Consider the following 13,492-nt stretch of genomic DNA (forward strand, 5'->3'; position numbering starts at 1 on the left):
GCGCCATCGCATCGTCCGGCTGCGACACCTGTGCCTGATTCGCCTGTATCGGCTGAGACGATCGTATGGCTTTTCCCCGGCACGGTCCTGCTGCCACCGGCTTTCCAGCCTGCCGTGGGGACGACGTCGGCCGTGCCGGGCGAAGCGCCTGCCGGCGCCATCAAAGGTCGAATGCGGCCGTCAGCTCGACGGTGCGGGGCTCGCCCAGCACGATCTGGTTCGCGGCGCTGGAACCGGTCCACTTGGCGTACAGGCGGTCGGCCAGGTTGCGCACCCGCAGCGTCACCGTGGCCGGACGGGCACGCCAGCTGACATGGGCATCGGCCAGCGCATGGCCGTTCATCCGCACGGTGTTGGCATTGTCCGCATAGCGCGCGCCGGTATAGCTCAGGCCCGCGCCGACGGCCAGGCCAAGCCGGGCGATGCGGTAGTCGCTCCACAGCCGCGCGGTGCGTTCGGGTACGTTGACGGGGACCTTGCCCACCCGCGACACGCCGCCGGTCTCGACCAGCGAGTCGTAGTGCGCGTCCAGCACTGAAAGGTTGCCCGCAATGCTCAGCGCGCCGCTGGCCTGCCAGCTTGCCGACAGCTCGACGCCGCGCGACGAGATCCTGCCATTGTTGACCGTGATGTTCGGCCGATCCGGATCGCGCGACAGCACGTCGGTCTGCTCCAGCCGGTACAGCGCGGCGCTCCAGTCGAACCGCCGGGCCGGCAGGCTCTGCTTGATGCCGGCCTCGATCTGGCGGCCCCGGGTAAGCGGATAGGCCGCGTTGCTGGCGTTCATCAGCAGCAGGTTCGAGCTGCCCACGGGCGCCGCCGCGGTGCCGGCCTGGCCATACAGCGCCGTATCGGGCCGTGCTTCCCAGACCACGCCGGCGCGCGCGGATGACGGCCGGTAGCGCCTGGAGAACCCGCTCGTGGCGGCGAGATTGCGGTCGTCGGCCTCGTTTTCGAGCCGGATCGTTTCGTGGCGCAAGCCGGTCACCACGGTCAGGCCGGGGACGAGCGTCAGCGCATCCTCGGCGAAGACGGCGGCGGTGCGTACCCGCGTGCGCAGCATGACGCGGTTGCCGGCGCCGGTCGTCAATGCCATGCTGTCGTCGTAGTAGCCCTGGTACGGAGCAAACAGGTCGACCAGCAGTGCCGCGCGGGTGGCGGCCGAGCCGTCCGAGAAGCGGCGGTCGCTGGCGAACGCGGTATGGGTCAGCTCGGCGCCGGCGACGAAGCGGTGCCGCATGCCAGCCAGCGTGCCCTGGTAACCGAGATCGACGCGGTCGCTCCAGACCCGGTGCTCGTGGCCGACGTGGCTCTGCGTACGCACGACGCTGGCCGGCGCGGCGAAGACATTGCTCTCCGCATTGCGCCAAAGGCGGTCGGCATCGTAGCGGGACAGCTCGTTGCGAAGGGTCCAGCCGGGAGTGAATTGCCAGCCCACTTTCGCGCGCAGCCACAGGCTGTCGGCATCCATCACGCTGTCCAGCAGGTTGTAGTTGATGCGGGCGACGCGGCGGTCGATGACCCGCCCGGTCGGGTCGCTGACGGCGCCGGTCGGCGCGCCGGCCAGCGCCGCCGGGATCAGCGGTGTGCCGTAATAGGCGCCGACGTCGTCGCGCAGCCGGTCCAGCGACAGGTCCAGCGTGAGCCCGGGGCGGAACGTGGTGTGCCAGGCCGCCGTCAGATGCGTGAGCCGCTGGCCGGTCCGGTCGATCCAGCCATCGCTGCGGTTGTGGCTCACGTCGACGCGCCAGGCGCTGTCGCTGCCGGCCGGGCCGCCCAGGCCGAGCGCCGCGCGCCGTGCCCCGTAGCTGCCTGCGGACAGCAGGGCTTCGGCGCTGGCTTCGCGGCGGGCCTGGCGCGGCACGAAGTTGACCGCGCCGCCGATGCCGCCTTCGCCGTGCAGCACGGAAGAGGGGCCTTTGAGCACTTCGATGCGTTCATAGTTCCAGCTGTCCTGCGGGCGGGTCGACATGGTTGGCGTCGAGATGCGCATGCCGTCGTACAGGTAGGTGAGGAAGCCGCCGGTGAAGCCGCGGGTCGACGCGACGCCGGGCGAGCCGGGGTTGCCGCCCACCGTCATGCCGACGGCGCCGCCCAGCGCATCCTCGAGCGTGCGCGCGCCGCGCTGCTCCATCAGGGCGCGGTCGATCACTTCGACCGATGCCGGGGTTTCGGCAAGAGTCAGTCCGAGGCGCGAGCCGGCGTCGGCCACGGCGTTGAACGCCGGCCTGGGGGCGGCCGTGATGGTGACGGTGGCGATCGGCTGCTCGTCGGCACGGGCCGGCAGCACGGGACCGGCGGCAATGACGCTGGCCAGAAGGGGAAGGACGTTCTTTTTCTTCATGATGGGGGTTCGGCCGGAGACTTGCGTCCCGGCGTAGCGGTTGAAGACGGTACCGGCCCCAGGTCCAGGCTCGGCTGCGAACCGCGAGTTTATGATATTGCGAGTGCGTTATCAATAAGCCCAGCAGGCCGGCACGCGTCGTGCCGGCCTGCGCGTGTGCCGATTGCTGGCGGCGCCCGGCCGCTCAGCCGCCTTCCTTCGGCGCCACGTGCTTGACGAGCAACTGGTCGATCCGGTAATGGTCCACGTCGATCACTTCGAACTTGAGGCCGTGGTACTCCACGCTGTCGGTGCGTTTCGGGACCTTGCGCAGCATGTACATCATGAAGCCGGCGGCGGTTTCGTAATTCTCTTCTTCCGGCAGGCTTTCGAGGCCGAAGGTGCGCTTCAGGTCTTCGACCGGCGTGCCGCCGTCGATCAGCCACGAACCGTCGTCGCGCTGGATCACCTGCAAGTCCTCGTCCGGCGTGTTGCCCCAGCTGCCCATCACCGTCAGCATGATGTCGCTGAGCGTGATCACGCCCATGACCAGCGCATATTCGTTGATCACCACGGCGAAGGTTTCCTTGCTGGCTCGGAAGCGGTCGAGCAGCTCGGAAAGGGTCAGCGTGTCGGGGATGATCGGCACCGTGCGGATCGTCAGTTCGTTCAGCTGCACGGGGGCCTGCTTGTGCAGCAGGCGCACCAGGATGTCCCGCGTGTCCACGTAGCCGATCACGCGGTCGATCGAGCCGTCGCACACGGGGAATTTCGAAAACGACGCCACTTTCTGGCGGATGCTTTCCTCGCTTTCCTTCAGGTTGAAGTACACCACGTTGTCGCGCGTCGTCATCGCCGAGGCGACCGAGCGGGACTCCAGCTGGAAGACGTTCTCGATGAAATGCTGTTCCTGCTTCTGCAGCACGCCGGCCTGGGCGCCCGCTTCCACGGCGGCCGAGATCTCGTCGAAGGTGATGCTGTCTTCGCGGGCCGTGTCGATCTTGAAGATGCGGAAGATGATGTTCGCGGCCGAGTTGATCAGCCAGGACAGCGGTTTGCAGATGCGGATGAACAGCGAAACGGGTTCGATCAGCAGCACCCCGATCCGTTCCGGCGCCATCATCGCCAGCCGCTTCGGCATCAGGTCGGCGAACAGGATGAACAGGAACGTGACGGTGATGAACGAGGCGGCGAAGCCGATATTGTCCAGCGCCGGGCCGGTGTAGAAGGTGGAGATCCAGCCGATGAAGTGCGGGCGCAGCGCGCCTTCGCCGACGATGCCGCCCATGATGGAGATGGCGTTCAGGCCGATCTGGCTGGCGGCGAAGAAGTCGGCCGACTGCGCCTGCAGCGCCATCACCTTCAGGGCGCGCTCGTCGCCCGCTTCGGCGAGCAGCTTGAGCTTGATCTTGCGCGCGCCGGCGAACGCGATCTCGGTAAGGGACAGGAAACCTGCGGCGAGCACCAGCAGGACCAGCAACAGGACGTTTTGCAGCAGACTCAAAGGGCACCTGGCAAGGATGACCGGCGGGCGGTCGTTGCTGCCAGTATATTTGCTGGGCATGGCGGTCGCAACCGGAGCCGGCTGGCGCGCGCCGGCCGGCTCGCCCGGCGAGGACGGCGCCGGTTGCGGCTAGGCCGACTCGCGCAGCACCATCCCGCCCGTGAAGCGCTTGCGCCACGGCGCCGTATCGTCGCCGTCGAGCTGCGCCTGCACGCATTCCATGGCGGCGATGCCGATGGCCGCGACGTCTTGCCTGAACGTGGTGAGCGGAGGATGGAGGTAAGCGGAGATCGGCAGGTCGTCATGCCCGGCGATGGCGATGTCCTTGCCCGGTTCGAGGCCGAACTTGCGGCAGGCGGACATGGCGCCGATCGCCAGCCGGTCGGTGCCGCAGGCGAGGGCGGTGATGCCGGCGCGCTTGAACGCGCCGGTGGCGAGCCAGTCGAGCACGTGGCGGAATGCATACCCCTCGAAATCCCACGACGGCTGGGTGCCGGCGGGCACGAGGTGCGGCGGCATGCCCGCTTCCGCCATCGCTTCCTGGTAACCGGCCAGCCTTTCCGCCGGCGAGGGATGCGCGACCGGCGGCGCGCCCAGGTAGGCAGGCCGGTGGCCACGGCCGAGCAGGTAGCGCGTCAGCATCGCCATGCTCTGCCGGTTATCGTTCATCACGAAGTTGCAGTCCTCGTGCACGTAGCTGTCCAGGTAGACGATGCGCATTTCCTGCTCGAGCCGCCGCAGGAGGTCCAGGTTGTCCCGCGACGCGACGGCGGTCAGCACCACGCCGGCCACCTTCATCGAGCGCATCGTCAGCAGCGCCGCCGCTTCCTCGGCCGGATCGTTGTACGAGCACTGGATGATCACATCCATCGCCAGCGCCTTGGCCTTCTGTTCGATGGCGCGCAGCGCTTCGGCGAAGAAGGGTTCGTTGATCACGGGCAGAACGACGCCGACGGTGCGCGACCGGCCCCTGACAAGGCTCACCGCGTGCGGGTCCGGCACGTATTCGAGTTCCTGGCAGGCCTGGAGGATGCGGGCCCGCGTGTCCGGCTTCAGTCCGTCGCCGTCGTTGAAATACTTCGAGACGGTGGCGCGCGAGACCCCGGCGCGCGCGGCGACATCGTGCATCGTGGCCGGTGGGCGGATGGCATGGCCATTCTGGGCTTTCTTCATGCGTGACTTGACTCGTGTAAGGTAAGTTCCCGGGCAACGGCCAGAAGCCCGTTGCCATCCATGGCCGGCGCCGGCGATACCGCGACAGCTTCCCTATCATAGCGCAAATACTTGTGCGCAACATCAGTGCAGCATCTTTGCCGGTATGGGAATTGCCGGGCACGGTGGCACGGGAACGGAGCGCACCGCCAACTGATTTTTCCCTGCGGAATCTAGCGCCAGATCCCCTCGGCAACAGCACGGAAAAAACCGGTTGACGTCAAAAAGTCGACACGTGTAAAGTTTGCTCGTGACGACAGAATCACAGCCCGGCGCCGGACAGTGGCGCCACAGGCCGCGGGCGCGCTCGCGCCGCTCGCCCCATTAACCGGAGACACTGCAATGAAAAGACAAGCCCTCGCCGCCTGCATCGCGGCCGCAGCGTTGGCGCTGGCCGGCCCGGCCAGCGCCCAGCGGCCCCTGAAATCCGTCGGCGTCGCCGTGAGCGACCTCGCCAATCCCTACTTCGTGGCCATCGGCAAGGGCGCCGCCGACGCGGCCAGGAACATCGCCGGCCCGCGCGTGAAGGTGACCACCGTCTCCAGCAAGTACGACCTGCATACCCAGGTCGGCCAGATCGAGAACTTCATCGCCAACAAGGTCGACATCCTCGTCGTCAACGCGACCGACCCGAAAGGCATCGCTCCCGTGCTGCGCAAGGCCCGCGACGCCGGCATCGTCGTGATGGCGGTCGACGTGGGGGCCGACAATGCCGATGCCACGATCATGTCCGACAACACGATGGCCGGCGTCGAGTCGTGCAAGCGCATCGTCGAACGGCTGAAAGGGAAGGGCAATGTGGTGATCGTCAACGGCCCACCCGTGACCGCCGTGATCGCCCGCGTGGCCGGGTGCAAGCAAGCCCTGGCAGGTACGGGCATCCGCATCGTCTCGGACAACCAGGACGCCAAGGGCAGCCTCGATGGCGGCATGGAAGTGATGACGAACCTCCTGATCGCGCACCGCAAGATCGACGCCGTGTTCGCCATCAACGATCCTTCCGCGATCGGTGCCGAGCTGGCGGTGAAACAGGCTGGCCGCGCCGACGTGCAGATGGTGGCATCGGTGGACGGCGCGCCGGACGCCGAGGCGGCGCTCAAGTCGAAGAACAGCATCTTCGCAGTCACGGCCGCGCAGGACCCGTACAAGATGGCCACCATGGCCATCGAGATCGGCTACGGGATCATGCAGGGCAAGCGGCCGGCCAACCCGACCGTGCTGATTCCCACGCCGGCCATTACCAGGAACAACGTGGCTGCCTACAAGGGCTGGGCCAGCCGGTAGCCTCTCGCGCTTCCCGCGCAATCCCCCTGCAACACCTCATCGGAGGAGACATGGCAACAGCAATTGAACAAGCGGTGCTGGAGGTGTCCGGCATCCGCAAGCGCTTCGGCGCCGTCACGGTGCTCGACGGCGTCCAGCTTTGCATCCGGCCTGGCGAGATCCACGCGCTGATGGGCGAGAACGGTGCCGGCAAGAGCACGCTGATGAAGATCCTGGCGGGCGTCTACCAGCCCGATGCGGGCGAGATCCGCGTGGCCGGCAAGCCGGTACGCATTTCCTGCCCGGCCGAGGCGCGCGCCTGCGGCATCAACCTGATCTACCAGGAACTGTCGGTGGCGCCCAACCTCACCGTGGCGCAGAACATCTTCATGGGCGCGGAACCGCGCGGCCGTTTCGGCACCGTCGATACGGCGCGCATGAACCGGCGCGCCGCGGAAGTGCTGCGCAGCCTTGGCGCCACCTTCGCGCCGACCCGGCTTGCCTGCGGGCTGTCCATCGCCGACCAGCAGCAGGTCGAGATCGCCCGTGCGCTGGTGCACGAAAGCCGCGTGCTGATCATGGACGAGCCGACGGCCGCCTTGTCCGAGCGCGAGACCGGGCGCCTGTTCGACGTGATGCGCGGCCTGCGCGATCGGGGCATCGCCATCATCTACATCAGCCACCGCATGGCCGAGGTGCGCATGCTGGCCGACCGCGTGACGGTGCTGCGCGACGGCACCTGGGTCGGCGAACTGCCGCGCGAGGAAGCCACGCCCGAGACGGTGGTGCGCATGATGGTCGGCCGCGAGCTGAACGGCTTCTACGAGCACGCCGGCAAGCGCGCCGCCGGCGCGGTGCGCCTGAAGCTCACCGGCGTGCACGGCGCGAAGGTGCACCCGGCGTCGCTCGCCGTGCGGGCCGGCGAGATCGTCGGCCTCGCCGGGCTGGTCGGCGCGGGCCGCACGGAACTCGCGCGGCTCGTGTTCGGCGCCGACCGCATGGCCGGCGGAACGGTCGAGGTGGACGGCGAGGCGGTGACGATCCGCGAGCCCGCCGATGCCATCCGCCTCGGCATCGCCTACGTGCCGGAAGACCGCAAGGGGCAGGGCCTGTTCCTGCAACAGTCACTGCTGGCCAATGTGACGATGAACGTGCTCGGCGCGCATGCGCGCTGCGGCGTGCTGCGGCAGGGGGCGCTGCTGCGCGTCACGCGCGACGCCATCGCCCGCCTCTCCGCGCGGGGCGCCGGGCCGGAAGGCATCATCGGCGGCCTGTCCGGCGGCAATCAGCAAAAGCTGCTGCTGGCGCGCTGGCTGGCCATCAACCCGCGCGTGCTGATCCTGGACGAGCCCACGCGCGGCGTCGATATCGGCGCCAAGCACGAGATCTACCGGATCATCCACGAGCTGGCGGACGCCGGCGTCGCCGTGCTGTGCATCTCGAGCGAGCTGGCCGAGATCATCGGCATCTGTGACCGCGTGCTGGTCATGCGCGAAGGCGCCATGGCCGGCGAACTGCGCGGCGAACGCATCACCCAGGAAAACATCATGGCGCTGGCCACCCTGGCCCAGGCCGCATAAGGAGACATCATGCTCATCAATTCCGGCAACACCATTCAATCGTCGCTGTCACCGAGCCCCGGTGGCGAAGCCAAGGCTGCGTCCAACGCGGCGCGGCGCCCGGCCGGGCAAAGCCGCATCGGCGGCATCGGCCCGGCGTGCTCGCGCATGTTCGCCACGCTCGGCATGTTCCCGGTGCTCGTCGCACTGTGGGTCGTGTTCTATTTCCTGACCGGCTACTTCGCGGAAGACGGCATCTCCAACTTCGCCACCTCGGCCAACACGATGAACGTGCTGCGCCAGACCTCGATCAACCTGGTGCTGGCCACCGGCATGACCTTCGTGATCCTCACGGGCGGCATCGACCTGTCGGTGGGCTCCGTGCTCGCGGTCTCGGCGGTGCTCGGCATGATCGCCTCGCTGCCGGGCAATGCGCCGGCGCTGTCGCTACCCGTCTTCCTGGCCGCCGGCCTCGGCATGGGGCTGCTGAACGGACTGCTGGTGGCGGTCTTTCGCATCAATCCTTTCGTGGTCACGCTCGGCACCATGACCGCGTTGCGCGGCGCCGCCTACCTGCTGGCCGACGGCACCACGATCCTGAACCGCGAGATCCCGAGCTTCGAGTGGATCGGCAACGGTTCCTTCGCCGGCTTGCCCTGGCTGGTGTGGGTGGCCGCGGCGCTGGTGCTGGCCGCCTGGTTCATCCTGCGCCGCACGGTGCTCGGCATGCACATCTACGCAGTCGGCGGCAATCCGCAGGCGGCACGCCTGACCGGCATCAAGGTCGGCGTGGTGATGGTCTTCGTGTATGCGTTCTCCGGCCTGTGCGCGGGCACCGCCGGCGCGATGTCGGCCAGCCGCCTGTATGGCGCGAACGGCAACTGGGGCTCCGGCTACGAGCTCGATGCGATTGCCGCCGTGGTCCTCGGCGGCACCAGCCTGATGGGCGGCGTCGGCACGATCTGGGGCACGGTCATCGGCGCGCTGATCATCGCGCTCCTCAACAATGGCCTGACGATCCTCGGCCTGTCCTCGTTCTGGCAGTACGTGGCGAAGGGCGCCGTCATCGTGCTGGCCGTGATGCTGGACAAATGGCGTCACCAGCAACAGGCGAACTGACATGGCAGACGGACGATTCCCCCGCTATGTCGTCTTCGGCGAAGCGCTGACCGACATGATCCGCCAGGACGACGGCACCTGGCACGCGCATCCCGGCGGCTCCTGCTGGAACGTGGCCCGCGTGGGCGCGCGGCTGGGCGTGCACACCGGCTATGCCGGCGCCGTCAGCAAGGATATCTTCGGCGACGAGATCGCCGAGGCGGGCGCGCAGGCCGGCCTGGATGCGCGCTTCCTGCAGCGCGCCGACGCGCCGCCGTTCATCGCCATGGTGACGTCGCGCCATCCGCCGCGCTACGTCTTCCTCGGCGAGAACAGCGCGGACCTGCACTTCCAGCCGGCGCGGCTGCCGGAAGGCTGGATCGAGGATGCCGAGATCGTGCACCTGGGCGGGCTGGCGCTGGCGCGCCCGCCGCTGGCGCAGCGGCTCGTGGAGCAGGCCCTCACGGCGCGCTGCGCCGGCCGGCGCATCGCCTTCGATCCGAATTTCCGCAACGAGATGCGCGACCCATCCTACCAGCCGGTGTTCCGGCAGGTCGTGGCGATCGCCAATCACATCAAGGTGTCCGACGAAGACCTGGAAGGCCTGTTTCCGGGGCTGGCGCCGCGCGACGCGGTGGCCGAGCTGCGCGCGATAGCGCCCGATGCGGAAATCCTGCTCACGCGCGGTGCCCGCGGCCTGTGCCTGATCCGCGGGGAGCACGTGCTGGAGGCGCCGGCGCGCCGCGTCGACGTGGCCGACACCGTCGGCTGCGGCGACGCGGCAATGGCGGGCTGGATCAGCGGCAAGCTGCTGTATCCCGAGATGCCGGCGCACCGCCAACTCGCGCGCATCGCCACGGTGGCCGCCGTGGCGGCCATGCACCCGGGGCCGTATGCCCCGTCGGCGCGGGAAGTCGACGCCATGCTTGACTGACGACCCGCCAGGCGCCGGCGCCACCGCCGGCGCAGCCTCCGGCCGTTGGCCGGAACGGCCCGGCAATCCCGCTTCGCACCACGCAACCCGCCGCGCACTGCTGCCGCGGCGGGACGGGATTCGCTGCGCCCGACAACCATAAAACCATCAGGAGACATCATGCGCATGAAGCACATCGCGGCGGCGCTGCTCGCGCTCGCCCCGGCCTTTCCGGCGGCTGCCCTCGATATCGACCAGTACCTGCGCGCCCATGCCGGCGTCAATTCCGCCTCGGGCGGGCAAACCTGCTTCGGCCTGGCCGGCGCGGAGGCAAAGTACCGGCTGGGCAATGAATGCGGCGTCTATGGCGAACTGCTGCTCGGCCAGCGCCTGCTCGACAGCGCGGACGGGCAAGTGAAGGGTTACGCGATGCTGAACCTGGGCAACCGGGCAGCGTCCAGCAATGCCGCCCGGCCGCAGGGCGGGTGGGACGTCGGCCTGCCGCAAGCCTACGTCGCCATCGAAAACATGTCCAGCCTCGGTGGCGCGACATTGTGGGCCGGCCGGCGCTACTACAAGCGCGAATCGATGCACCTTACCGATTTCATGTACTGGAACCCTTCTGGCCTGGGCGGCGGCATCGAGAACGTGCGCGTGGGCGGCCTGCAGGTGAGCTATGCCTTCCTGCACGACGACCGGGAAACCATGCCGAACATGCAGGTGGGCGACACGGCAAGCCGGCACGACTTCCAGCTGCGCGGCTGGCAGGTCAATCCCGGCGGCTCGCTGGAACTCGGCCTCACGCTCATCCACGGCAACGGCGGCGAACAGCGCCATGGCGGCTCGATGATCACCGTGCAGCACCGCCAGAAGAACGTATTCGGCGCGGGCGATAACCGCCTGGTGCTCCAGTGGGGCACCGGCGCGGGCGCGGACAATGGTGCTACCGGCGACACCGCCAACGGCAGCGACGTGCATCGCCTGCGCATCATGGATGGCTGGCAGGCGCAGGTCACCCCGCGGTTTGGCGGCGAGCTCCTCCTGCTCTGGCAACGCGATACCGCGCACGATCCGGCGAAGGAGAAGACCTGGGCCAGCGCGGGCGGGCGCATGTCCTATGGCGTTACCGACCACGTGAAACTGCTGGCCGACATCGGTCACGACCGGGTCGCGCCGAAGCACGGCGACGCGCGGCGGCTGACCAAGTTCACGGGCGCGGTGGCGCTGTCTTCAGGCCGGCGCTATTTCGACCGGCCCGAACTGCGGCTGTTCTTCACGCACGCCCGTTGGAACGCCGCCGCCCGCGCGGCGGCGGCCAGTGGCGATCCGTTATCGGCGGGCGGCATCTTCGGCACCGCCTTCAGGGGCTCCACCGTCGGCCTCGCGTTCGAGAACAACTGGTAAGCGCGCTCACAGCAGGAAGCGCCTGCCGCCGCCGTCGGGCAGCGGAGCGGCGGCGCCGCTCTCGTCCTTCAGCGCGACGCCGGTCAGCTGCCGCCGGCGCGCCTCCGCCAGCAGGTAATGCAGCCGGCCTGCCGCTTCCTCGTAGCGCAGCCCGGCCGGCCGCACGTTCGAAATGCAATTGCGCCGCTCGTCGGTCAGGCCCACGGCCGGTTCCCACGTGATGTACAGGCCCATGCTGTCCGGCGAACTGAGGCCGGGCCGTTCGCCGATCAGCACCACGACGATTTTGGCGCCGAGCAGTTCGCCCACCTCGTCGCCGACGGCCACGCGGCCCTGCCGCACGATCGAGACCGGCGCCAGCGACCAGGATTCGCTTCGCAGGCGCGAGCGCAGCGCGGCCAGGAACGGCGCCGCGTTCTGCATGACGGCGAGGGCGGAAAGGCCATCGGCCACCACGAAGGCCAGGTCGAAGGGACGCGGACCCGGCTGCCCCGGCATGGCGAGGGCGCGCGAGGCATCGTCCAGCCGCCGGCCGAGGTCGGGGCGTTGCAGATAGACATGCCGGTTCTCCGCCGCGCTGTGCAGCGACAGGATAGGCCCCGCTTCCGGCCACGCGGCTTCGATCTGCCTGCCGAGCGCCGCGCTGTCCAGTTCCAGGTGCACGGCATCGCGCGCCCGCGCATGGGCGAGCTGGAAGTCCAGCTGGGCGGCGGTGGGCTGGCTCACCCCCACGTGGCCGAGGGCGATGCGTGCGGCGGTGAACTGGCGCAGCGCCTGCCACGGGTCGGGGTTGCCGAGATCGTCCGACATCGTTGCTCCTTCAGGACAGTTGCAGCAGGGCGCGTTCGAACGGCGCGGGCAGCGTGCGGCCCAGCGTCACGTCGCCGTCGCCCGTGAAGATGCCGAGATCGCGCAGCCAGCGTTCGAATTCCGGAGCCGGGCGCAGGCCCAGCGCGCGGCGCGCATACAGCGCGTCGTGGAACGAGGTGGTCTGGTAGTTCAGCATGATGTCGTCCGACCCGGGAATGCCCATCACGTACGTGCAGCCGGCCGTGCAGAGCATCGTCAGCAGCACGTCCATGTCGTCCTGGTCCGCTTCCGCATGGTTCGTGTAGCACACGTCGCAACCCATCGGCAGCCCGAGCAGCTTGCCGCAGAAATGGTCTTCCAGGCCGGCGCGCGTGATCTGCTTGCCGTCGTACAGGTATTCGGGGCCGATGAAGCCGACCACCGTGTTCACCAGCAGGGGCTGGAACCTGCGCGCCACCGCATAGGCGCGCGCCTCGCACGTCTGCTGGTCCACGCCATGGTGGGCGCCGGCCGACAGGGCACTGCCCTGGCCCGTCTCGAAGTACATCACGTTGTCGCCGACCGTGCCGCGGCCCAGCGACAGGGCGGCCGCGCGCGCCTCGCCCAGCAGCGCGAGGTCGATGCCGAAGCTGGCGTTGGCCGCCTGCGTGCCGGCGATCGACTGGAACACCAGGTCGACGGGCGCGCCCCGTTCGATGGCGGCGATCGTGTTCGTCACGTGCGTGAGCACGCACGATTGCGTGGGAATCCGGTAGCGGGCGATGATCTCGTCGAGCATCGTCACGATGTGGATCACCTGCGGCACATTGTCCGTGGCCGGGTTGATGCCGATGACGGCGTCGCCATTGCCGTACAACAGGCCGTCGAACAGGCTGGCGGCGATGCCGGACGGGTCGTCGGTCGGGTGGTTTGGTTGCAGGCGCGTCGACAGGGTGCCGGGCAGGCCGATCGTGTTGCGAAAGCGTGTCACGTTCCGGCACTTGCGGGCTACCAGCACCAGGTCCTGGATGCGCATGATCTTCGACACGGCGGCCGCCATCTCGGGCGTGATGCCTGGCGCAAGCCGGGCCAGCGCGGCCGTGTCGGCGGCGTCGCCCAGCAGCCAGTTGCGGAAGTCGCCGACGGTAAGGTGCCGGACGGGGGCAAAGGCTGCGGCGTCGTGCTCGTCGACGATCAGCCGCGTGACCTCGTCCGTTTCATACGGCACCACGGCTTCGTTCAGGAACGTGGTGAGGGGCAGGGCGGCCAGTGCCATCTGGGCCGCCACGCGCTCCTCGGCGCTGCCGGCCGCCACGCCGGCCAGGTGGTCGCCCGAGCGGGCCGGCGTGGCGCGGGCCATCAGCTCGCGCAGGCTGGCGAAGGTGTAGGTCCTGGGGCCCACGGTGTGACTGTATGCAGGCATGATG

The 13,492-nt window shown here is 68.8% G+C and carries 10 protein-coding genes; 5 read left to right on the forward strand and 5 right to left on the reverse strand.

Translation table 11 applies throughout. The annotated features are described in order from the left end of the window. Nucleotides 1-160 precede the first annotated feature (160 nt). From V6Z91_RS19545 to V6Z91_RS19555, 3 genes are all read right to left on the reverse strand, one after another. Nucleotides 161-2,344, reverse strand: coding sequence for a TonB-dependent siderophore receptor (locus V6Z91_RS19545; RefSeq protein WP_338759939.1), 2,184 nt, complete (start codon nucleotides 2,342-2,344; stop codon nucleotides 161-163). Between the two features lie 184 nt (nucleotides 2,345-2,528). Beyond that, entirely contained in the window at nucleotides 2,529-3,827 is a 1,299-nt protein-coding gene (locus tag V6Z91_RS19550; RefSeq protein WP_338759941.1) for a hemolysin family protein, read from the reverse strand. Nucleotides 3,828-3,956: 129 nt separating this feature from the next. Further along, nucleotides 3,957-5,000, reverse strand: coding sequence for a LacI family DNA-binding transcriptional regulator (locus tag V6Z91_RS19555; protein WP_338759943.1), 1,044 nt, complete (start codon nucleotides 4,998-5,000; stop codon nucleotides 3,957-3,959). 381 nt (nucleotides 5,001-5,381) lie between these two features. On the opposite strand from V6Z91_RS19555, the gene V6Z91_RS19560 reads away from it, so the two are divergent. The 5 genes from V6Z91_RS19560 (at nucleotide 5,382) to V6Z91_RS19580 (ending at nucleotide 11,276) form a co-directional block, all read left to right on the forward strand. Then, nucleotides 5,382-6,323, forward strand: a complete 942-nt coding sequence (locus V6Z91_RS19560) for an ABC transporter substrate-binding protein (protein ID WP_338759946.1) — start codon at nucleotides 5,382-5,384, stop codon at nucleotides 6,321-6,323. Nucleotides 6,324-6,373: 50 nt separating this feature from the next. Continuing rightward, nucleotides 6,374-7,882, forward strand: coding sequence for a sugar ABC transporter ATP-binding protein (locus tag V6Z91_RS19565; protein WP_338759949.1), 1,509 nt, complete (start codon nucleotides 6,374-6,376; stop codon nucleotides 7,880-7,882). A 147-nt stretch (nucleotides 7,883-8,029) separates the two neighbouring features. Next, a complete protein-coding gene (locus V6Z91_RS19570) occupies nucleotides 8,030-8,980 on the forward strand; it encodes a ribose ABC transporter permease (RefSeq protein ID WP_338771946.1) in 951 nt (316 codons plus the stop codon). A gap of 1 nt (nucleotide 8,981) precedes the next feature. Beyond that, nucleotides 8,982-9,893, forward strand: a complete 912-nt coding sequence (locus V6Z91_RS19575; protein ID WP_338759952.1) for a carbohydrate kinase — start codon at nucleotides 8,982-8,984, stop codon at nucleotides 9,891-9,893. Nucleotides 9,894-10,052: 159 nt separating this feature from the next. After that, nucleotides 10,053-11,276 carry a carbohydrate porin gene (locus tag V6Z91_RS19580; protein ID WP_338759955.1) on the forward strand — a complete coding sequence of 408 codons (1,224 nt, stop codon included), beginning with the start codon at nucleotides 10,053-10,055 and terminating at the stop codon, nucleotides 11,274-11,276. Nucleotides 11,277-11,282: 6 nt separating this feature from the next. Here the strand turns inward: V6Z91_RS19580 and eutC are convergent, their stop codons facing one another. Both eutC and V6Z91_RS19590 read right to left on the reverse strand, forming a co-directional pair. Then, the gene (gene eutC / locus V6Z91_RS19585) at nucleotides 11,283-12,086 is read right to left on the reverse strand and encodes an ethanolamine ammonia-lyase subunit EutC (protein WP_338759958.1); all 804 of its coding nucleotides are present in this window, start codon (nucleotides 12,084-12,086) and stop codon (nucleotides 11,283-11,285) included. Nucleotides 12,087-12,096: 10 nt separating this feature from the next. After that, nucleotides 12,097-13,488 (reverse strand): ethanolamine ammonia-lyase subunit EutB, encoded by a 1,392-nt coding sequence (locus tag V6Z91_RS19590; protein WP_338759960.1) that lies wholly within the window; start codon nucleotides 13,486-13,488, stop codon nucleotides 12,097-12,099. Nucleotides 13,489-13,492 lie beyond the last annotated feature (4 nt).

The organism is Massilia sp. METH4, assembly GCF_037094685.1.
Taxonomy (GTDB): Bacteria; Pseudomonadota; Gammaproteobacteria; order Burkholderiales; family Burkholderiaceae_D; genus Rugamonas.

Excerpts from the sequence above, each read along its gene's own strand:
- V6Z91_RS19545 (WP_338759939.1), bottom strand. The coding sequence starts at position 2,344 with ATGAAGAAAAAGAACGTCCTTCCCCTTCTGGCCAGCGTCATTGCCGCC.
- V6Z91_RS19555 (WP_338759943.1), bottom strand. The coding sequence starts at position 5,000 with ATGAAGAAAGCCCAGAATGGCCATGCCATCCGCCCACCGGCCACGATG.
- V6Z91_RS19560 (WP_338759946.1), top strand. The coding sequence starts at position 5,382 with ATGAAAAGACAAGCCCTCGCCGCCTGCATCGCGGCCGCAGCGTTGGCG.
- V6Z91_RS19565 (WP_338759949.1), top strand. The coding sequence starts at position 6,374 with ATGGCAACAGCAATTGAACAAGCGGTGCTGGAGGTGTCCGGCATCCGC.
- V6Z91_RS19570 (WP_338771946.1), top strand. The coding sequence starts at position 8,030 with ATGTTCGCCACGCTCGGCATGTTCCCGGTGCTCGTCGCACTGTGGGTC.
- V6Z91_RS19575 (WP_338759952.1), top strand. The coding sequence starts at position 8,982 with ATGGCAGACGGACGATTCCCCCGCTATGTCGTCTTCGGCGAAGCGCTG.
- V6Z91_RS19580 (WP_338759955.1), top strand. The coding sequence starts at position 10,053 with ATGCGCATGAAGCACATCGCGGCGGCGCTGCTCGCGCTCGCCCCGGCC.
- eutC (WP_338759958.1), bottom strand. The coding sequence starts at position 12,086 with ATGTCGGACGATCTCGGCAACCCCGACCCGTGGCAGGCGCTGCGCCAG.
- V6Z91_RS19590 (WP_338759960.1), bottom strand. The coding sequence starts at position 13,488 with ATGCCTGCATACAGTCACACCGTGGGCCCCAGGACCTACACCTTCGCC.